Raw genomic sequence first — 20,583 nt, forward strand, 5'->3', positions numbered from 1 at the left:
GAGCACGGAATGACGACGGTGCCGGGGCGCAGGAGCAGCACGTTCACCCGACTGCTGCGGCACGGTTTCACCGACCCGTCCGCCGCGGAGCGGCTCCTCGACCTGCCCGAGCTGTCGTCCGTACGCTCCGATCCGGTGCTTCTCGACGCCCTCGGGGCCACCGCCGACCCCGATCTGGCACTGCGCGGGGTCGTCCGCCTCGTGGAGGCCGAGGAGCCGGACGAGCGGCAGATCCTGCTGGACACCCTCGTCACCGCCAAACCGCTGCGGGACCGGCTGCTCGGGGTGCTCGGGGCGTCCGAGGCACTCGGTGACCATCTGGCCCGCCACCCCCGCGACTGGCAGGCGCTCGTCACCTACGAGGCCACGGATCTGCACCCCGGGGTGCCCGAATTCGAGCAGGGGCTCGCCGGGGCCGACGACCCCGACTCGCTGCGCGCCGCCTACCGCCGGTGCCTGCTGGCCATAGCGGCCCGCGACGTGTGCGGTACGACGGACGTCGCCGAGACCGCCGCCGAACTGGCCGATCTGGCCACGGCGACCCTGCGCGCGGCGCTCGCCATCGCCCGTACGGCCGCACCCGCCGACGCCGCGCAGTGCCGGCTCGCCGTCATCGCGATGGGCAAGTGCGGCGGCCACGAGCTGAACTACGTCTCCGACGTCGACGTCATCTTCGTCGCCGAACCGGCCGACGGCGTCGAGGAGAGCGCGGGCGTGCAGGCCGCCACCCGGCTGGCCGCGCACATGATGCGGATCTGCTCCGACACGACTGTCGAGGGCACCATCTGGCCCGTCGACGCCAACCTCCGTCCCGAGGGCCGCAATGGACCCCTCGTACGGACGTTGTCCTCGCATCTCGCGTACTACCAGCGCTGGGCCAAGACCTGGGAGTTCCAGGCGCTCCTCAAGGCCCGGCCGGTGGCCGGCGATCCCGAGCTGGGTGCGGAGTACGTCGAGGCCGTCTCGCCGCTCGTGTGGCAGGCCGCGGACCGCGAGAACTTCGTTGCCGACGTGCAGAAGATGCGCCGCCGCGTCGTCGACAACATCCCCGCCGACCGCGTCGACCGTGAGATCAAGCTCGGCCCCGGCGGGCTGCGGGACGTCGAATTCGCCGTACAGCTGCTCCAGCTGGTGCACGGCCGCAACGACACGACCCTGCACAGCGGCTCCACGCTGGACGCCCTGCGGGCGCTCGCCGCGGGCGGCTACGTGGGACGGGTGGACGCCGCCCAGCTGGACGACGCCTACCGCTTCCTGCGCGCCATGGAACACCGCATCCAGCTCTACCGGCTGCGCCGCACCCATCTGGTCCCCGAGGGCGAAGCGGATCTGCGGCGGATCGGACGATCCCTCGGGATGCGCACGGACCCGATCACCGAAATCAACCAGGCGTGGAAGCGGCACGCCTCCGTGGCGCGGCGGCTGCACGAGAAGCTGTTCTACCGGCCGCTGCTGGACGCCGTCGCCCAGCTCGCTCCCGGCGAGTCCCGGCTCAGCGCGAAGGCGGCCGAGCACCGGCTCGAAGCCCTCGGATACGCCGACCCGGCCGCCGCGCTGCGGCATCTGGAGGCGCTGTCGTCCGGGGTGACCCGCAAGGCCGCCATCCAGCGCACCCTGCTGCCGGTGCTGCTCGGCTGGTTCGCGGACTCCGCCGACCCCGACGCCGGGCTGCTCGGCTTCCGCAAGGTGTCCGACGCACTCGGCAAGACCCCCTGGTACCTGCGGCTGCTGCGGGACGAGGGCGCAGCCGCGGAGAACCTCGCCCGGGTGCTCTCGGCCGGCCGGCTCGCCCCCGACCTGCTGCTCCGGGCGCCAGAGGCGGTGGCGATACTCGGCGACCCGCAGGGCCTGAAGCCGCGCGGCCGGGAGCACCTGGAGCAGGAGGTGCTGGCCGCGGTGGGGCGGGCGAAGGGCGCCGAATCCGCCGTCGCCGCGGTGCGCGGGGTGCGGCGGCGCGAGCTGTTCCGGACCACGGCCGCGGACCTCATCGGCTCCTACGGTACGGAGGAGCGCCCCGCCGAGCAGTACCCCGGAGCCCTCGTCGACCGGGTCGGCAACGCGGTCACCGATCTGAACGCCGTCACGATCGCGGGCGCCCTGCGCGCCGTCGTACGCGAACAGTGGGGGGACACCCTGCCCACCCGGTTCGCGGTCATCGGCATGGGCCGGTTCGGCGGACACGAGCTCGGATACGGCTCCGACGCCGATGTGCTGTTCGTCCACTCACCACGCGAGGGCGTCGACGACCACGAGGCGGCGCGGGCCGCGAACCAGGTGGTCTCCGAGATGCGGAAACTGCTGCAACTGCCCACCGCCGACCCGCCGTTGATGATCGACGCTGATCTGCGGCCGGAGGGCAAGAGCGGGCCGCTGGTGCGTACGCTGAGGTCGTACGAGGCCTACTACCGGCGCTGGTCGCTGGTCTGGGAGAGCCAGGCGCTGCTGCGCGCCGAGCCGATGGCGGGCGACGGGGAACTCGGCCGTGAATTCATCGAGCTGATCGATCCGCTGCGGTACCCGATGGAGGGTCTCGGGGAGGACGCGGTCCGTGAGATCCGCCGTCTGAAGGCCCGGATGGAGTCCGAACGGATGCCGCGCGGCGCGGATCCGACGCTCCACACCAAGTTGGGGCGCGGCGGGCTGAGCGATGTCGAGTGGACGGTCCAGCTGATGCAGATGCAGCACGGCTGGGCGGAGCCGGGGCTGCGGACGACCCGTACCCGCGAGGCACTGGCAGCGGCATGTGCCGCGGAGCTGATCCCGGGCGAGGACGCGCAGACCCTGGACGAGGCGTGGGTGCTGGCGACACGGGTCCGCAACGCGGTGATGCTGGTACGGGGGCGGCCGGGCGACACGTTCCCGTCGGGGCCGCGTGAACTCACGGCGGTGGGGCGGTACCTGGGGTACGAGCCGGGACATGTCGGGGACATGCTGGACGACTACCGGCGGATTACGCGGCGGGCGCGGGCGGTGGTGGAGGAGCGGTTCTACGGGGCGTGAGGGGGTGCGCTGCGCGGGCCTTCCGGGGCACCGCCCCGGACCCCGTCCTCAAGCGCCGGACGGATTTGATCTGCTCGCCCGGCGGTCGAGAGCGCAAGAGCGCCCGCTCAGTTGCGTCCCGCCGAGCCCGCGGACAGGACGGCCGCCGGCCGCGGCCTCTCCAGCGGCAGCGGCACCCGCTTCGCGAGGTGGTGCGGCAGTGAGCCGTACCAGGCGTAGGAGACCGCGTGACCGACGGCCAGACACAGCATGCCGCCCAGCGCGTCCAGCCAGAAGTGGTTGGCGGTCGACACGATCACGAGCAGGGTGACCGTCGGGTAGAGCAGGCCCAGGATGCGGGCCCAGGGCGCGGAGGCCAGTGCGAAGAGGGTCAGGCCGCACCAGAGCGACCAGCCGATGTGTATCGAGGGCATGGCCGCGTACTGGTTCGACATGTTCTTGAAGTTGCCCGAGGCCATCGAACCCCAGGTCTGATGGGCCAGTACGGTGTCGATGAAGTGGCCGCCGCTCATCAGCCGGGGCGGTGCCAGCGGATACAGGTAGTAGCCGAGCAGCGCCATGGCCGTGGTGGCGAACAGGGCCAGACGGGCCGCCGCGTAACGGCCGGGGTGACGGTGGAACAGCCACACCAGCACGCAGACGGTGACGACGAAGTGCAGCGTCGCGTAGTAGTAGTTCATCGTTACGATCAGCCATGTCACGGAATTCACCGCGTGGTTGACCGTCTGCTCGACGGCGATGCCCAGGTAGGTCTCGACCGACCAGATCCAGTCGGCGTTGCGCAGTGCGTCGGCCCGCTGTTCCGGGACGGCGTTGCGCACCAGCGAGTACACCCAGTAACTGGCCGCGATCAGCAGGACTTCGAACCGGACGCGTGGCCGGCGCGGGGACCGCAAGGAGCGCAGGGAACGCGGGGAACGAAGTCTTACCAGGCCGCTGTCGCACCGCCTGGCGTTCTGCTCCGCGTCCGCCGTCGGGGCCGCCTCGTCCACGATGGGTGACGGGGTGGCCCCCGACCGGGCCTCCTGTGACGTCACGCTCAATTCGCCCATAGCCGCAGAGTCTGCCAGAAAGGTCCTTCCCGCCCGGTCATCCTCCGGTCGGGTCCGGGCCGCACATCTGTGTGCCGGACTGCGGGCTAGGAGCGGGCGTGCGAACCTGGAGGAGGTCCGGCCGCCGGGGCCGGAGCGGGGCCGGGGCCCGCGGCCGTTGAACCGCGAACGACCAGCTCGGGCATGAAGACGAACTCGCTGTGCGGGGCGGGTGTGCCGCCGATCTCTTCGAGAAGGGTGCGCACGGCGGCCTGGCCCATCGCCGTCACCGGCTGACGGATCGTCGTCAGCGGCGGATCGGTGAACGCTATGAGCGGCGAGTCGTCGAAACCCACCACCGACAGATCGCGCGGCACCTCCAGCGACAGCCGGCGGGCGGCCCTGATCGCACCGAGCGCCATCATGTCGCTCGCGCACACCACCGCGGTGCACCCCCGCTCCATCAGCGCCGACGTGGCGGCCTGCCCGCCCTCCAGGGTGTACAGCGAGTGCTGGATCAGTTCCTCCACCTCGGCCGGAGCGAGGTTCAACTGCTCCTGCACGGTGGCGCGGAAGCCATCGATCTTGCGCAGGACCGGCACGAACCGCTTGGGCCCGACCGCCAGGCCGATCCGCTGATGCCCGAGCGACACCAGGTGCGTCACGGCGAGCCGCATCGCGGCCCGGTCGTCCGGCGAGATGAACGGCGCCTGGACCTTGGGCGAGAAACCGTTGACCAGGACGAACGGGACGCCCTGGGCGCGTAGTTGCTCGTAGCGCTGCATATCGGCCGAGGTGTCGGCGTGCAGCCCGGAGACGAAGATGATGCCCGAGACGCCGCGGTCGACCAGCATCTCGGTCAGCTCGTCCTCGGTGGAGCCGCCGGGGGTCTGGGTCGCCAGCACCGGGGTGTAGCCCTGCCGGGTCAGCGCCTGGCCGATGACCTGCGTCAGCGCCGGGAAGATGGGGTTCTCCAGCTCGGGCGTGATCAGCCCGACCAGTCCCGCGCTGCGCCTGCGCAGCCGTACGGGACGTTCGTAGCCCAGAACGTCGAGCGCGGCGAGGACGGATTCACGGGTGGCCGCTGCAACACCGGGCTTGCCGTTCAGTACACGGCTGACCGTCGCTTCGCTGACCCCCGCCTGAGTTGCGATATCGGCAAGCCGTGCGGTCATGGAAGTGGACTGTACCGGGCGTATGTCGGATTGCCCACCATCCGCAGGAATCGGGCGACCGTGCCTGTGAGGAGGTCCGGGGTCCCGTCGCGGCAACATCTTGCAAAGACTTGCGAGACCGGTTCAGGGGCCGCTGTCAGATCGTCGCACTTCTGGATTACGGGCTGTGGCCTGCCGCTGCCAGGGATCGACACCCCCCGTCAAGAGGCTTGACGGCAACCGTGCGGACACGCGAATGTAACGATCGCCGACGCTTGCAGAAATCTTCCGCAAACTCTTTCGGTGTTCTTTCATCCTTGTTACGTTCACGTCGACCCGGCGCCGCGACGGAGCGGTACGGCAGTTGAAGGAGTTCAGATGCGACGTGGCATAACAGCCACCGCCCTGGTCGCGGCCCTGGCGCTCGCGGCGACCGCCTGCGGCAGCGACAGCGAGTCCGAGGGCAAGAGCAAGAGCTCGGGCGAGCTCTCCGGCACGGTGACGTGGTGGGACACCTCCACCGCGGGCAGCGAGGACAAGGTCTTCAAGAAGATCGCCGAGGACTTCACCAAGCAGCACCCGAAGGTCCACATCAAGTACATCAACGTGCCCTTCGGCGACGCGCAGAACAAGTTCAAGAACGCGGCCCAGTCCGGCTCCGACGCTCCCGACGTCATCCGCGCCGAGGTCGCCTGGACCCCCGCGTTCGCGGACCTCAGCTACCTGGCCCCGCTCGACGGCACCGCCGCGCTGAAGAACCCGGACGACTTCCTGAAGCAGGCCGCCGCGTCCACCAAGTACAACGGCAAGACGTACGCGGTGCCGCAGGTCATCGACTCCATGGGCATCTTCTACAACAAGAAGATCTTCAAGGAGGCCGGCGTCGAGGTGCCCAAGACCGTCGACGAGCTGAAGACCGTCTCCAAGAAGATCAAGGACAAGACCGGCAAGACCGGCATGTACCTGCGCGGCGACGACGCGTACTGGTTCCTCTCCTTCCTCTACGGCGAGGGCGGCGACATGGTCGACGCCTCCACCAAGTCCGTCACCATCGACAGCCCCGAGGGCGTCAAGGCGATGAAGGTCGTCAAGGACCTCGTCGACTCCGGTGCCGCCAAGACCGATGCCACGGACGGCTGGGAGAACATGCAGACGTCCTTCAAGGACGGCAAGGTCGCCATGATGATCAACGGCCCGTGGGCCGTCGCCGACACCTACGCCGGCAAGGAGTTCAAGGACAAGGCCAACCTGGGCATCGCCCCGGTCCCGGCCGGATCCGCCGCGCAGGGCGCCCCGCAGGGCGGTCACAACCTGGCCGTCTACGCGGGCTCCAAGAACCTCGACGCCTCCTACGCGTTCGTCGACTACATGACGTCCGCGGACACCCAGGCCAAGGTCACCAAGGAGCTGAGCCTCCTGCCGACCCGTACCTCCGCCTACGCCAAGCAGGACGTCGTCGACAACGAGATCGTCGGCTTCTTCAAGCCCGTCGTCGAGACCGCCGTCGAACGCCCCTGGATCCCGGAGACCGGCAGCCTCTTCGCGCCGCTCGTCACCGAGTACACCAAGGTCCTGACCGGCCAGACCACGCCGGAGAAGGGCGTCAAGACGACCGGCGACTCCTACCGCAAGCTCCTCGAGGGCTGGAAGTAACAGGAAGGCAGGCCGGCTGATGGCTGTCCACACCGGCCAGTCGGTGGCGAAGGCCGCGGGCGACGACGTCGCCCGCGGCCGGAGCCGCGGTACTGGCAACCCCCCGCCGCCGGGCAGGCTCAGGCGGGCCCTGTCGACGCACTGGTACGCGTGGACCATGGTCGCCCCGGTCGTCGTCGTGATCGGCGTGATCATCGGCTATCCGCTGGTCCGCGGTATCTACCTGTCGATGACCGACGCCAACGAGCGCAACGTCGCCCGGTCCATCGGTGTCAACCACATGCCCGCCACGTACAAGTTCGTGGGCCTGGACAACTACACCGAGGCGATCACGGGCGCCCAGTTCCTCGACACGCTCGGCTGGACCCTGGTGTGGACGGTCTCCTGCGTGGCCATCACCTTCTCCCTCGGCATGGCCCTCGCCAACCTCCTCAACCGCCGGATCGCCGGCCGCTCCGCGTACCGGATGGCGCTCATCCTGCCCTGGGCCATCCCCGGCTTCGTCTCCGTCTTCGCCTGGCGCTTCCTCTACAACAAGGACAGCGGGCTGCTCAACAAGATCCTCTCCGGCGGCGGAATCGACGCCATACCCTGGCTGAACGACCCCACCTGGGCGAAGTTCGCCGTCATCACCGTCAACGTCTGGCTCGGCGTGCCGTTCATGATGGTCGCCCTGCTCGGCGGACTGCAGTCGATTCCCGGCGAGCAGTACGAGGCCGCGGAGATGGACGGCGCCACCGCCTGGCAGCGGTTCCGCCACATCACGCTGCCCGGACTGCGGCCGGTCTCCACCACGGTGATCCTGCTCTCCACCATCTGGACCTTCAACATGTTCCCGGTGATCTACCTGCTGACCGGCGGCGGACCCGGCGAAGCCACCCAGATCCTGGTCACCCAGGCGTACAAGTTCTCCTTCGAGATCAGCCCGCGCGACTTCGCGCAGTCCTCCACCTGGGGCGTGCTGATCCTTGTACTCCTGATGATCTTCGCTGCCGTCTACCGGCGAGTCCTGCGCACCCAGGGAGACGACTGGTGACCACCGCCCCCGCAACCGCCGCCCCGGCGACCCCCGCACGGCACTCCGTGCGCAAGGTCCGGCTGCGCGGCGAGCGTTCGCCGATCGCCTCCGTCGGGCTGCATCTCACACTCATCGTCGCGTCCGTGATCGCCGTCTTCCCCGTGCTGTGGGTCCTGCTCACCTCGCTGAAGCCCGCCGCGTACACGACGACCACGGACTTCTTCAAAGAGACGACGTTCGAGAACTACACGAACCTGATCCAGAACACGAAGTTCCTGACCTGGTTCGGCAACTCCCTGCTCATCGCGGGGCTCACCACACTTCTCGGCGTCATCGTCTCCGCCTCCACCGGCTACGCCGTCAGCCGCTTCCGCTTCCCTGGCAAACGCGGGCTGATGTGGACGCTGCTGATCACCCAGATGTTCCCGGTCGCCGTCCTCATCGTGCCGATCTACAACATCATGGCCGGCATGGGGCTGCTGAATCAGCCCGCCGGCCTCGTCATCACCTACCTCACCATCTCGGTGCCGTTCTGCGCCTGGATGATGAAGGGCTTCTTCGACACCATCCCGCGCGAGATCGACGAGTCGGGCCAGGTCGACGGCCTCACCCCGTTCGGCACGTTCTGGCGGCTCATCCTGCCGCTCGCCAAACCGGGCCTCGCCGTCACCGCGTTCTACTCCTTCATCACCGCGTGGGGCGAAGTGGCGTACGCCTCCGCCTTCATGGTCGGCGAGGACAACCTCACCCTCGCGGGCGGACTGCAGCTCTTCGTCAACCGGTACGGAGCCCAGTGGGGAGCGATGACCGCAGCGTCCGTGCTCATCGCGATACCCGCGGCCCTGGTCTTCCTCTTCGCCCAGCGCCACCTGGTCACCGGCATGTCCGCCGGAGCCGTCAAGGGCTGACGCAGCACGCCCCGTACGACCCGCACGCACCAAGTCACGGCGTCGCCGGAATCCCGACCCGGTCCCGGCGGCGCCCCCCACCCAGACACCCCAGGGACGACATGACCCAGCACCTCGCTGCCCCCTCCACCGGCACGTCCGCCGACGCTCCGGCCCACCAGACCGGCTGGTGGCAGGACGCGGTGATCTACCAGGTCTATCCACGGAGCTTCGCCGACGGCAACGGCGACGGCATGGGCGACCTCGCAGGCGTACGCGGCAGACTCCCCTACCTCAAGGACCTCGGTGTCGACGCGGTCTGGCTCAGCCCGTTCTACGCGTCGCCGCAGGCCGACGCGGGCTACGACGTCGCCGACTACCGTGCCATCGACCCCATGTTCGGCACCCTGCTGGACGCCGACGCGCTGATCCGGGACGCCCACGGCCTGGGCCTGCGGATCATCGTGGACCTGGTGCCCAACCACTCCTCCGACCAGCACGAATGGTTCAAGCGCGCCCTCGCGGACGGCCCCGGCTCCGCGCTGCGCGAGCGCTACCACTTCCGCCCCGGCGAGGGCGCGGACGGCGAACTGCCGCCCAACGACTGGGAGTCCATCTTCGGCGGCCCCGCCTGGACCCGGACCACCGACCCGGACGGCACCCCCGGCGACTGGTACCTCCACCTCTTCGCACCCGAGCAGCCCGACTTCAACTGGGAACATCCGGCCGTCGCCGACGAGTTCCGCTCGATCCTGCGCTTCTGGCTCGACATGGGCGTCGACGGCTTCCGGGTCGACGTCGCCCACGGCCTCGTCAAGGCCGCCGGCCTGCCCGACCTCGGCATCCACGACCAGCTCAAGCTGCTCGGCAACGACGTCATGCCGTTCTTCGACCAGGACGGGGTCCACGCGATCTACCGCTCCTGGCGCACCATCCTCGACGAGTACCCCGGCGACCGCATCGCCGTCGCCGAGGCCTGGACCCCGACCGTCGAGCGCACCGCCAACTATGTGCGCCCCGACGAGATGCACCAGGCGTTCAACTTCCAGTACCTCTCCACCGCCTGGGACGCCGCCGAGCTGCGCAAGGCCATCGACACCTCGCTCGACGCGATGCGTCCGGTCGGCGCCCCCGCGACCTGGGTGCTCTCCAACCACGACGTGACCCGGCACACCACCCGGTTCGCCAACCCGCCCGGCCTCGGCACCCAGATCCGCACGGCCGGCGACCCCGTACTGGGCCTGCGCCGGGCCCGCGCCGCCACCCTGCTGATGCTGGCGCTGCCCGGTTCCGCGTACGTCTACCAGGGGGAGGAGCTCGGCCTGCCCGACGTCACCGACCTGCCCGACGAGGCCCGCCAGGACCCGTCGTTCTTCCGCGCGGCGGGCCAGGACGGCTTCCGCGACGGCTGCCGGGTGCCGATCCCGTGGACCCGCGAGGGCAGCTCGTACGGCTTCGGCAGCGGCGGCAGCTGGCTGCCCCAGCCCGACAGCTGGGGTGCGCTGAGCGTCGAGGCGCAGACCGGCGACGCGAACTCCACGCTGGAGCTGTACCGGGCCGCGATCGCCGCCCGCCGGGTGCACCCGGGGCTCGGTGCCGGGACCGTGGTGGAGTGGCTCCAGGCCCCCGAGGGGCTGCTGATCTTCGCCCGCCCCGGCTTCATCTGCACCATCAACACGACGGGCCGTCCGGTACGCATCCCCGTGCGCGGCACCGTCCTGCTGTCCAGCACACCGGTCGTCACCGACGGCGCCGAGATCGAGCTCCCCGCGGACACCACGGTGTGGTGGACGGTGTGACGGTTCCCCTGCCCAGGGCCTCTTTTTCGGACGAGCCCGGCAAGATCCGGAAGACAGGCCCCGGGGTCGGTGGAGCGCCGAGGCTCTCGGACATCGCCGGCCAGGCAGCGGTCAGCGAGGCGACCGTCAGCCGGGTACTCAACGGGAAACCGGGCGTCGCGGACACCACGCGTAAGCGGGTGCTCGCGGCGCTGGACATCCTGGGCTACGAACGCCCCGTGCGGCTGCGGCAGCGCAGCGCCGGGCTGATCGGACTGGTGACCCCCGAGCTCACCAACCCGATCTTCCCGGCGTTCGCGCAGGCCGTCGAACAGGCCCTGGCCGGGCACGGCTACACCCCGGTGCTCTGCACCCAGACACCCGGCGGCGCCACCGAGGACGAACTCGTCGAGCAGCTCGTCGAACGGGGCGTCGGCGGGATCGTCTTCCTGTCCGGGCTGCACGCCGACCTGTCGGCCGACCCGGCCCGGTACGCCGCACTCGCCGAGCGCGGTGTGCCCTTCGTCCTGATCAACGGCTACAACGAACGGATCAACGCCCCGTTCGTCTCGCCCGACGACTCCGCGGCCGTACGGATGGCCGTCGGCCACCTCGCCGAACTCGGCCACCGCAGGGTCGGCCTGGCCATCGGGCCGCAGCGCTACGTGCCGTCCCGCCGCAAGCGGGAGGGCTTCATCGAGGCTGCCGTGAGCCTGCTGGGCCTGGGCTGTGCCGAGGCCGAACTCCTCGTCTGCTCCACGCTGTTCGGCGTCGAGGGCGGCCAGGTCGCGGCTGGTGCGCTGCTCGACCAGGGGTGCACGGGCATCGTCTGCGGCAGCGACCTGATGGCGCTGGGTGTGGTGCGTGCGGCCAGGGAGCGCGGGCTCGACGTGCCGCGCAATGTTTCGGTGGTGGGCTTCGACGACTCGCAGCTGATCGCGTTCACCGATCCGCCGCTGACGACGGTGCGTCAGCCCGTACAGGCGATGGCGGCGGCCGCGGTGAGCGCCCTGCTGGAGGAGGTCGGCGGCAGTCCGGTGGCAGCGTACGCGGAGTATGTGTTCCAGCCGGAGCTGGTGGTACGGGGATCCACCGCCGCGGTCCGCGGCGTCTGAGGGGCCGGTCGGACGCGTGGGGCCCTGACGTACCGGAACTCCCGGCCGACCGGGCCGTCTACGGCCCTGACGTACCGGAACTCCCGGCCGACCGGGCCGTCTACGGCCACCACCCGCTGATGGGCTTCGTCGACCACGACCGCGGCGGGTCCGGCGAACCGGTGGCAGGACTGCTCCGGCCGGGCAACGCCGGCTCGGACACCGCGGCCGACCACATCGAAACTGCCCGGCTCGCGCTCGCACAGCTACCCAAACGCTGCCGGCGCGGCCGGCAGACACTCATCCGTACCGATTCCGGCGGCGGCACCCACGAGTTCGTGGCATGGCTCGCCCAGCGCGGACGGTGGCTGTCGTACTCGGTCGGCATGACCATCACCGACGCCATCCACGCCGCTGTCCTGAAGGCCCCGGCCGGCGAGATCCGCGACGGCGCCCGGGTCGCCGAACGTACCGGCGACTGCCTCAAGGGCTGGTCGGCAAGGATGCGGCTGATTGTGCGCAAGGAACGTCCGTACCCCGGCGCCCAGTTGCGTCTCACCGACGCCGACGGGATGTGCCTGACCTGCTTCGCCACCGACACCCGGAACACCCCGATTGCCGCTCTGGAACCGCGGCACCGACAGCGGGCCGGAGCCGGGGACCGCATTCGCGCCGCGCGGGCCACCGGCCTGCGCAGCCTGCCCCCTGCACGACGCGGCCCAGAACCGACGCGACAGCCGGGCCACCAACATGCCCACAAGCAGAAATCTCTGCCCTGAACAAGCAGAGAGGGTCCGTCAGCAAGCCGACGGACCCTCGGGCAGGACCGAGGCCGACCTCGAGGCTCGTCCGCTCAAGAGCGAGTCGGGCATCGGTTCCTTGCGAGCAGGGTATTGGGAAGGCTCCACCGGGAGGGCCACGGTGGAGCCTTCCCATCCTTCTCTGTTTACCGACTGGCTACTTGAACTGCCAGTTGGACATTCCGACCACATAGCCAGTCGAACTCTCGCCGTACTCCGGGGTTCCCATGTTGTGCCACGGCAGGGTGTAGTTCTCGACCTTGCCCGGGCTGTTGGTGAACTGGAAGGTCAGGGTCACGCGCCAGTATTTGGACGAGCGGCCACTGCACCCGGCGTCCCAAATGTACTTCTGGACCGAGTAGTCGAACCTTTTGACCCCTGAGCATCCCGTCGGGCCCGAAAAGTGGGTGGTAGACGTATTCGCGGCGGCGGGTGCCACGTTGAGACACGTCAGTGCAATGGCTCCGGCGGCCAGGCCGACAGTGGTCTTGAGGCGTCGTTTCACGCCAGCTCCTTGGGTTGTTGAAGTGCTCTTTGGGTTGGTGAAGCCTTGAGAAGCTATCACTTTCGCAATGACTTGAGGAAGAGATTTCTGAGCCTCTTCGCCTCCTGACATGCCAAAGTCCGGCCTGGTCAAAGCAGTTGCCCTGGCGACAGAGGTCTCGTACGGTCTGACGGCGTAGATTTTCAGACGTTTGCTGCAAATAGTTTCAGTCACGAGCAGCCCATCGAGGCTGTGGCGCTGGGCGAGACGGATCCGCCGTCGGCCGGCGCGTGTGCATCTTTGACGAGGTTGTGCCGAGGTGGTTGGCCCGATGCGTCGTGCCGACGCCGCACTCAGCCCCGGCTGCGCCGAGATCGACGGCGCCTCCGCCGCGTACCGGGACCTGCTCACCATCCGGTCCACGGAGAAGGACTTCGACCTCGTTACCACCGGGCAGGTGCAGTCCGCCCTGTCCTTCCCGCTCTCCGGGAAGGACGAGACGCAGGGGTGATCACCATGCGGCTCGGAAAGCTGGTGGTGGTCCTCAACGCGACCCCCGCCGCCGCGACCCAGCAGATCGCCCAACTGGCGGGGAAGCGGTACGCCCTGCATCCCGTCCAGGCTGCGGGCGCGGATTCTACGGTCAAGAAGGCGACGTACGAGAGGAGTTCGGGAAGCTTCACCGTCCCGGGACGCACCGTGGCGGTGTTTTCCCTGAACTGAGTGCCGACAGGACTACGTTGAGAGGTAGCAAGCCGTCGGGGGTGCCGCAGCACGGCACCCCCGGCGTGCCCTTCCACGGGCCGGGACCGGCCGGTCCGCCTGTTTCGGCGACGGTGACCATGGCGAGCAACATTCCCGAGGAGACAACGAGCTTTGTCGGACGGAAAGCGGAACTTGCCCGGCTCGAACACACCCTCGCCACGCACCGGCTGACCACCCTCACCGGCAGTGGCGGTGTCGGCAAGACCCGGCTCGCCGTCCGCGCGGCCCGGCAGGCGGCGCCCGGACACCGCGACGGGACCTGGTGGGCGGACCTGTCGCCGCTGCATGACGACGGACTGCTCATCGCGACCGTCTCCGACGCGGTCGGGCTCTGCGACCACACCCTGCGCATGCCCATCGACGCGCTGTGCGAATGGCTCGTCGACAAGGAGCTGCTGCTCGTCCTCGACTCGTGCGAGCATCTGCGCTCCGCGTGCGCGCACCTGCTCGGCGAGATCCTCACCACCTCACCCGGCCTCACCGTGCTCGCCACCAGTCGGCAGCCGCTGGGCATCAGGGGCGAGAAACTTGTCGAAGTACCTCCGCTGCCCGTCGAGGGCGCGGGCGACGCACTGACCCTGTTCCGGGACCGGGCAGCCGCGGCGGCACCGGAACTCGCCCTCGACGCGCCGGGCAACGCCGAGGCCGCCGCCGAGATCTGCCGCCGCCTCGAAGGCATTCCGCTCGCCATCGAACTCGCGGCGGGAGCCCTCGGCCGGGACACCGTCGAGCAGGTCGCCCTACGGATCGGCTCCCGCTTCGACGTACCGGCCGACGACTCGCTCCGGCCGCGGCGCCACCGCACCCTGCGCACCGCCATCGGCTGGAGCCACGAGCTGTGCACCCCGCTGGAGCGGCTGCTCTGGGCGCGGCTGACCGTCCTGCGCGGCGACTTCGACGAGGCCGCGGCCCGCCAGGTCTGCGCCGAGGGGCCGCTCACCGAGGACGGTGTGACCGAGGCGCTGCGCGGTCTGGTCGCCAAGTCCGTCGTCGGACGGGACGGCGTACGGCACCGCATGCTCGACACCATCCGCGAGTACGGACGGATGTGGCTCGCCGAACTCGGCGAGGAACGGTCCGCCGCCGACCGGCACGCCGCCTGCTTCCTCGGCCTGGCCCGCCACGCCCACGCGGGCTGGACCGGGGACGACCAGATCTTCTGGTACCACCGCATCGCCGAGTCGCACGCCGACCTGTGCGCCGCCCTCGACCACCTGCTGGCCCATGACACCGCGGCCGCCCAGGAGATGGCGGGCCGGATCGGCTTCTTCTGGTGCTGCTGCGGTCATCTGCCGCAGACCCGCGAGTACGCGCAGCGCGCCCTGGACGCCGGACCGGCCGAGGGCCCCCACCGCACCCGCGTCCTGTGGGTGCTGGGCATCACCGTCATGCTCCAGGGCGACTACCCGGCCGCCCGGCGCCTGGGCTGGGAGTGCACCAGGGCCGCGGCCCGCGACGGCGCCGACGAAGGCATTCTCGCCGCCGCCTATCTGTGCGGCCTGACCCATCTGATGACCGGCCGCCCCGAGGCGAGCCTCCGCCTGGTCGACCGGGTGCTGCGCTCCACCGGCGCCGCCACTCCGCTGGAGTCGGCCTACCGGCTGCGCTGCCACCTCATCACGCTCTTCGCCCTGACCAGCCTGGGACGGCTGGACGAGGCGGCGGAAGCCGCCAAAGCCCTGCGCGCGGTCTGCGAAGCCCAGGACGAGTGCTGGACCCGTAGCTACGTCGACTACCAACTCGCCCTGATCGCCCTGCTCCAGGGCGACGCCGAATCCTCCGCCGCCCACGCCCGCTCGATGCTCGCGGGCAAGCACCGCATGCGCGACAGCTTCGGCATCGCGCTCGGCCTGGACATCCTGGCCGCGGCGATCGCCGCCCAGGGCGCGGGCGCCCACGCCGCCCGGGTCTACGGAACGGGGCAGGTCTACTGGCGCATGGTCGGCCACCCGCAACGCGGCACCCCGGAACTGGGTCCGCTGCGCGAGGCCTGCGAACGCCAGGCCCGCGCGGCCGTCGGCGACGCCGCCTACCAGCGTGCCTTCGAACGGGGCCGGACGGACAACGCGGAAGTGGGTCTGGCGGCCGCGCTCCAGGGCGAACTGCTCAGCTGATCCGTACCGCCGCTCACGGCAGCCGCTGCGCGGGAACGGCCGGAACGGCGGGCGCCAGAGCGGAGAGCCGGTTCAACAGCTCCCCGAACGGCCCGTCCGCCGGCTCCTGCGCGAGCACCCGCAGCACGATGCCCGCCATTTCCGTGCTGTACGCGGCACTCACCGCGGCCAGCGCCGCGAAGTCGTGCACCAGCTGCGTCTCCAGCTCCTCGCGCGGAATCCGCCGCCCGTCCAGCCAGATCAGCGCCGTCGACTCGGCCAGCGAGACCCACGAGCGCACGACCAACTCCAGCCGCGCCGGGGGGTCTTCGACGCCCAGATGGGCCAGGATCTGCTCGTACGCCTCCTGCCGCACCCCGTCGATCATCGCGTTCGCCGTCGACGAGCCGGCCGCCGGCCCGCCCCGCATCAGCGCAGCGAACCCCGGGCCGTGCTCGTCGACGAAGTCGAAGAACCGCCCCATCACCCTCAACAGCCGTGCCCCGAGCGGCCCTTCGCGCGGCTCCACGAACCGCGCCGCGAGCTCGTCGGCCGCCCGCCGCAGCGCCGCCTCGTACAGGCTCTGTTTCCCCGGGAAGTAGTGATAGACCAACGGCCGCGAGATCCCGGCGGCGGCCGCGATCTCGTCGATCGACACCTCGTCCGGGGCGCGGTGACTGAACAACTCCAGCGCGACACCGATCAACTGCTGTCTGCGCTCCTCGACGCCCATCCTGCGCCGCACCCCGGTCGTCATGGTGGACAGGGTACCGAGTGGGGTGCTGGGGGAAGGACGGCGGGCCGGGGCCACCACCCCGCATCGCTACAGGTCCAGCACCAGCCGCTCGCCCCGGCACCGCGACACGCAGATCAGCATCGAGTCGTCCCGCTCCGTGTCCGTCAGGAGTTCGTCGCGGTGGTCTATCTCGCCCTCCAGGACGCGCTGTTGGCACGTACCGCAGAAGCCCTGTTCGCAGGAGTACGAGACGTACGGGAGCTCTTCGCGCACCGCGGCCAGCACCGATTGGCCGGCCGCCACGCGGACCGTGCGGCCGGAACGGCGCAGCTCGACCTCGAAGGGACCGGAACCGGCCGATGACGTGGTCGCCGCCGTGAAGCGTTCCAGATGCAGGGTGCGGCCGGGCGGGAGTGCGGCGGCGACCGCGTCCATCAGGGGCTCGGGGCCGCAGCAGTAGACGGCCGTGCCCCGCGCGGTGTCCGCCAGGGCCGCGGCCGTGTCCGGGCGGCCCGCCTCGTCCTTTGCGACGACGGTCACCCGGCCGCCCTCCGCGCCCAGCTTCTCGATCTCGTCCAGGAACGGCATCGAGGCCCGCGAGCGTCCGCCGTACAGCAGCCGCCAGTCGGCGCCCGAGGCGGCGACGGACCGCACCATCGGCAGGATCGGCGTGATGCCGATGCCGCCCGCGATGAAGAGGTACGCGGGGGCCTCGGCGAGGGGGAAGCGGTTGCGGGGGGCCCGGACCTCGACCTCCTCGCCCTCGTGGAGCCGCGCGTGGACCTCGCGGGAGCCGCCCCGGCTGTCCGCCACCAGGCGGGTCGCGATCGTGTACGTGCCCGGGTCGGCGGGGTCCCCGCACAGGGAGTACTGGCGGACCAGTCCGGACGGCAGCAGGAGATCCAGGTGTGCGCCGGGCTGCCACGCGGGCAGGTCGGCGCCCTCCAGGCGGAGTTGGACCACGCCTTCGGCGGGTGCGGTCCGCTCGGTGATCAGCAGGCGGCGGGTGGTGGTCGAGCGGCGTTCGGAGTGGCCCGAGACCGGGTTCTCCAGGGCCGGCAGCGGCCACAGCGGGGAGTTCTGGATGCGGCGGCGCACGGCCCGCTTGGCGAGCAGTGCGACGCCCGTGACGAGGACGGCGGTGCGCAGGCGGGGCAGGGGGAGCGGCATGGTCAGCTGGGTCCCGTCATACGGGCCTCGGCGGCGGTGGCCGCGGGCGAGTGGGCGAGATAGTCGACGGCCTGGGCGGTGCTGCCCTCCTGCGAGGGGTGGTAGGCGTGGCTCAGATAGCGCGGTATGGAGCGGAGCAGATCACCGGTCGCAGGCAGGGTGCCGCGCCTGCCGCTGGTGTAGAACTCCTTGAACGACGCCTTGCCGTGGAGCAGGCTCGGGTCGTTCGCCATGAAGAAACGTGTGCCGCGCTGCCAGAGGAAGAGAAGCGCGGCGAAGGCCGTGGCCCAGGTCCGTATCCGCCGCCGGTAGCCGCCGTCGACATGCATGAACACGTCGAACGCGACGGAGCGGTGCTCGACCTCCTCCGCGCCGTGCCAGCGCAGCAGATCCAGCATGGTCGGATCGGCGCCGCGCCGGTCCAGCTCGTCGGCGTTCAGCACCCAGTCGCCGAGGAACGCGGTGTAGTGCTCGATCGCCGCGATCGTCGCCACCCGCTCCATCAGCCACCACTTCCGCGCCCGGCCCGGCGGCAGTGTCCGGTCGCCCAGCAGCTTCTCGAAGAACCAGTCGACCTGCGCGGTGTACGGCGTCGGATCGAGACCGAGCTCCTTGAGGCGGGGCAGGACATCGTCATGGGCCTGCGAGTGCACGGCCTCCTGGCCGATGAAGCCGATGACGTCCTGGCGCAGCTGCTCGTCGTGGATGTACGGCAGCACCTGGCGGTACACGCGGATGAACCAGCGCTCCCCGGCGGGCAGCAGCAGATGGAGCACGTTGATGGTGTGCGTGGTGAACGGGTCGCCCGGCACCCAGTGCAGGGGTGTCTTCTCCCAGGTGAAGGAGACCTTGCGGGCCTTGAGCTGCGTCCGCTCCGACGCGACCGGCGCTGGCTGCGTGTTAGACATATTGTCAATGTACTGATGGGTAAGCCGGGGTAACAGGGGCGTGCGGTGAATTTCCCCGCCTCCCGGGCGCCGGGAGTCAGCGCAGGGCGCCCACCCGACTGCCGTCCGTCAGCGTCCCGTTCAGCCGTGCCCGGTCGCCCGCCCTGGCCGGTACGGCGAGGAGCCGGCTGTCGGACCGCCCCTCCACCCCGCCCGACGTGGTCAGCGAGGCGAACTGCTCGCTGCCCGCCGCCAGTACGTACCAGCGCCCGCCGTGCGACTTCCACAGCACCCCGGCCAGCACCCGCGGATCACGCATCCCGCAGGCCGGCGAGTCCTCGGCCCGGGCCGCGACCGCCCCGGGCGGGCCGCCGGTCGCCACGGACGGTGCCGACGGGGCCTGGAACTGGGCGAGGACCCGGCTTCCGGTGCCCCGCCAGGTCTCCGCGCGGGTGCAGAGCCAGCTCGCCGAGCCGTTGTCCTCGGGCAGCGGCTGCTCGGCGTACTGCCAGGAGTTCACCGACCGCACGCCGTGCGAACGGACCGCGGGCAGCAGGCAGGCGGTCCGCGCCCAGCTGTCCCGCTCCGCCCGCCCGGAGACGTCGTGCGGCGCGGTCGGCGGGCCCGACGTCAGCCGGGCGGGGGTCAGCTCGCCGAGGTCCGTCATCAGCCGGAACACCGGGCCGTCGCGCAGCTCGATCGCGTCCCAGGAGCGGCAGCTCCGGGCCGTCGCCGGGCTGTTCAGTGCGGCGGTCACCCCATCGGCGGTGCGGTGCAGCGGCCGCGGGGCGCCGCCCGGGGCGAGCAGATCCCGTACGGACACGGCACGCACCCAGGGCGCGGTGAGGTAGCGGACCCGGCCGCCCGTGCGACCCACGATCAGGGCGCCGGACGAGGCCCTGTCGGCACTGTCGACCCGGGCGAAGTCGAGCGCCACGCCCCGGTCCGGTGCGGCGTCCCGGGGTTCCGCGTACCGCACGACGCGCAGCCCGTCGTAGAACAGCACCACCGTCGCCCGGTCCACCCCGCCCGCATACAGCAGCTGCGGCGCCCCCATCGGCGGCCCGACCGGCGTCCCGGGCGTCGCCGACAGGCTCACCGCGCTGTCCGGGTGCGCCCACACGGTGAGCGCGCGGTGCAGCAGCCGGAGGTCCCCGGCGTGGTCGCCACGGGTGGGCCAGGAGGTGAAGTCGGTACGGGGCGAGCGCCACCAGAACGTCGCCGGAACGCGGGTCAACCCGCCCGGGTCCAGGGCCTGTTCGACGGCGGTGTTCCGGGCGTACGGCGCCACGGCCGGAGCGTCGCGCCCCCAGCCGTGGCCCGGCAGCCCCAGCAGCGCCCCGCACACCAGCAGCGCCGCGACGGCCGCCACCGCCGCCTTCGCGTACTGACGGCGGCGCAGCAGATCCGGCGGCCGGGCCTGGAGCGAACAGGGATCGAACTCCGGGGATCCGAGGAGCTCGTACGGTGCCGACACGCCCTCCGCCGCCGCGAGCGCCGCATGCGGATCCGCCACCCCGGCAGCGGCGAGCACCCGCCGTACCTCCGCATCGGTCAGCCGCTCCAGACCGCGCAGGACGTATGCGGCGCGCCCGGGACCGGAGAGCGCCGACAGGGCCTGCTCCAGGGCGAGTTCCTCCGCTCCGCCGGAGTGCGGGAACAGTCGCAGCCCCCACGCCAGCGGGAGGAGGGGTGGCAGCCGGCGAAGCCGTGGACGGCCCGTCTCCAGCGCCGCACGCAGCAACCGCACGCGGACGTACGCATACCCTGCCCGGCGCCCCGACAGCAGGGACCGCTGGGCCAGGGCGTGCGCCGCCAGAACGCGGCGGTGGCTGCCGAGGGACGGCGGCAGGACGAGATAGCCGAGGCGGACCAGGCGCGGATAGTGCTCGACGAGCGCGGCCCCGGCCTGCTCCCCATCGGCCGGGGCGGCTGCGGAAGGTACCTCTGGCAGTGGTCGCACGTTCGGCAGAACGAGCGAATGGTGCGATGGTCACCCCGGCGCATTCGTGTCGTGCGATGCGCCGCGGTGC

The 20,583-nt window shown here is 70.9% G+C and carries 14 protein-coding genes and 2 pseudogenes; 9 read left to right on the plus strand and 7 right to left on the minus strand.

The features are described 5' to 3' along the window. Positions 1 to 9 precede the first annotated feature (9 nt). Entirely contained in the window at positions 10 to 3,000 is a 2,991-nt protein-coding gene (locus ACFVV1_RS16435) for a bifunctional [glutamine synthetase] adenylyltransferase/[glutamine synthetase]-adenylyl-L-tyrosine phosphorylase (RefSeq protein ID WP_389989880.1), read from the plus strand. Positions 3,001 to 3,107: 107 nt separating this feature from the next. Here ACFVV1_RS16435 and ACFVV1_RS16440 read toward each other — a convergent pair whose 3' ends face one another. Together ACFVV1_RS16440 and ACFVV1_RS16445 are read right to left on the minus strand one after the other, a co-directional pair. Continuing rightward, positions 3,108 to 4,052, minus strand: a complete 945-nt coding sequence (locus ACFVV1_RS16440; protein WP_389989881.1) for a phosphatase PAP2 family protein — start codon at positions 4,050 to 4,052, stop codon at positions 3,108 to 3,110. A gap of 86 nt (positions 4,053 to 4,138) precedes the next feature. Beyond that, positions 4,139 to 5,206 carry a LacI family DNA-binding transcriptional regulator gene (locus ACFVV1_RS16445; RefSeq protein WP_389989882.1) on the minus strand — a complete coding sequence of 356 codons (1,068 nt, stop codon included), beginning with the start codon at positions 5,204 to 5,206 and terminating at the stop codon, positions 4,139 to 4,141. 357 nt (positions 5,207 to 5,563) lie between these two features. Between ACFVV1_RS16445 and ACFVV1_RS16450 the strand changes: the two genes are divergently transcribed. The 6 genes and pseudogenes from ACFVV1_RS16450 to ACFVV1_RS16475 form a co-directional block, all read left to right on the plus strand. Next, complete coding sequence (locus ACFVV1_RS16450) at positions 5,564 to 6,838, plus strand: extracellular solute-binding protein (protein WP_389989883.1); 1,275 nt, start codon at positions 5,564 to 5,566, stop codon at positions 6,836 to 6,838. Positions 6,839 to 6,857: 19 nt separating this feature from the next. Next, the gene (locus ACFVV1_RS16455; RefSeq protein ID WP_389989884.1) at positions 6,858 to 7,874 is read left to right on the plus strand and encodes a carbohydrate ABC transporter permease; all 1,017 of its coding nucleotides are present in this window, start codon (positions 6,858 to 6,860) and stop codon (positions 7,872 to 7,874) included. Then, positions 7,871 to 8,764, plus strand: a complete 894-nt coding sequence (locus tag ACFVV1_RS16460) for a sugar ABC transporter permease (RefSeq protein WP_389989885.1) — start codon at positions 7,871 to 7,873, stop codon at positions 8,762 to 8,764. The genes ACFVV1_RS16455 and ACFVV1_RS16460 overlap by 4 nt, the downstream gene beginning before the upstream one ends. 101 nt (positions 8,765 to 8,865) lie before the next feature. Next, a complete protein-coding gene (locus ACFVV1_RS16465) occupies positions 8,866 to 10,542 on the plus strand; it encodes an alpha-amylase family glycosyl hydrolase (protein WP_389989886.1) in 1,677 nt (558 codons plus the stop codon). Then, on the plus strand, positions 10,527 to 11,636 hold the full coding sequence (locus tag ACFVV1_RS16470; RefSeq protein ID WP_389989887.1) for a LacI family DNA-binding transcriptional regulator: 1,110 nt from the start codon (positions 10,527 to 10,529) through the stop codon (positions 11,634 to 11,636). Before ACFVV1_RS16465 ends, ACFVV1_RS16470 begins: the two co-directional genes overlap by 16 nt. A 104-nt stretch (positions 11,637 to 11,740) precedes the next feature. Next, positions 11,741 to 12,341, plus strand: a pseudogene (locus ACFVV1_RS16475) (transposase); the annotation flags it as partial. 231 nt (positions 12,342 to 12,572) lie between these two features. Here ACFVV1_RS16475 and ACFVV1_RS16480 read toward each other — a convergent pair. Beyond that, on the minus strand, positions 12,573 to 12,713 hold the full coding sequence (locus ACFVV1_RS16480; RefSeq protein ID WP_389989927.1) for a hypothetical protein: 141 nt from the start codon (positions 12,711 to 12,713) through the stop codon (positions 12,573 to 12,575). A 529-nt stretch (positions 12,714 to 13,242) separates the two neighbouring features. On the opposite strand from ACFVV1_RS16480, the pseudogene ACFVV1_RS16485 reads away from it, so the two are divergent. Both ACFVV1_RS16485 and ACFVV1_RS16490 read left to right on the plus strand, forming a co-directional pair. Then, positions 13,243 to 13,622: pseudogene (locus ACFVV1_RS16485) on the plus strand (alpha-1,6-glucosidase domain-containing protein); the annotation flags it as partial. Between the two features lie 119 nt (positions 13,623 to 13,741). Continuing rightward, positions 13,742 to 15,778 (plus strand): ATP-binding protein, encoded by a 2,037-nt coding sequence (locus ACFVV1_RS16490; protein ID WP_389989888.1) that lies wholly within the window; start codon positions 13,742 to 13,744, stop codon positions 15,776 to 15,778. Between the two features lie 13 nt (positions 15,779 to 15,791). Here ACFVV1_RS16490 and ACFVV1_RS16495 read toward each other — a convergent pair whose 3' ends face one another. The 4 genes from ACFVV1_RS16495 to ACFVV1_RS16510 form a co-directional block, all read right to left on the minus strand. Next, complete coding sequence (locus tag ACFVV1_RS16495) at positions 15,792 to 16,514, minus strand: TetR/AcrR family transcriptional regulator (protein WP_389989889.1); 723 nt, start codon at positions 16,512 to 16,514, stop codon at positions 15,792 to 15,794. A gap of 66 nt (positions 16,515 to 16,580) precedes the next feature. Next, positions 16,581 to 17,663: a PDR/VanB family oxidoreductase gene (locus tag ACFVV1_RS16500; protein ID WP_389989890.1), complete on the minus strand. Its 1,083-nt coding sequence runs from the start codon at positions 17,661 to 17,663 to the stop codon at positions 16,581 to 16,583. A 2-nt stretch (positions 17,664 to 17,665) separates the two neighbouring features. After that, entirely contained in the window at positions 17,666 to 18,571 is a 906-nt protein-coding gene (locus ACFVV1_RS16505) for a metal-dependent hydrolase (RefSeq protein ID WP_389989891.1), read from the minus strand. Between the two features lie 76 nt (positions 18,572 to 18,647). Beyond that, a complete protein-coding gene (locus tag ACFVV1_RS16510) occupies positions 18,648 to 20,513 on the minus strand; it encodes a hypothetical protein (RefSeq protein WP_389989892.1) in 1,866 nt (621 codons plus the stop codon). Positions 20,514 to 20,583 lie beyond the last annotated feature (70 nt).

Origin of the sequence: Streptomyces sp. NPDC058092 (assembly GCF_042884935.1) — a bacterium.
Taxonomy (GTDB): Bacteria; Actinomycetota; Actinomycetes; order Streptomycetales; family Streptomycetaceae; genus Streptomyces.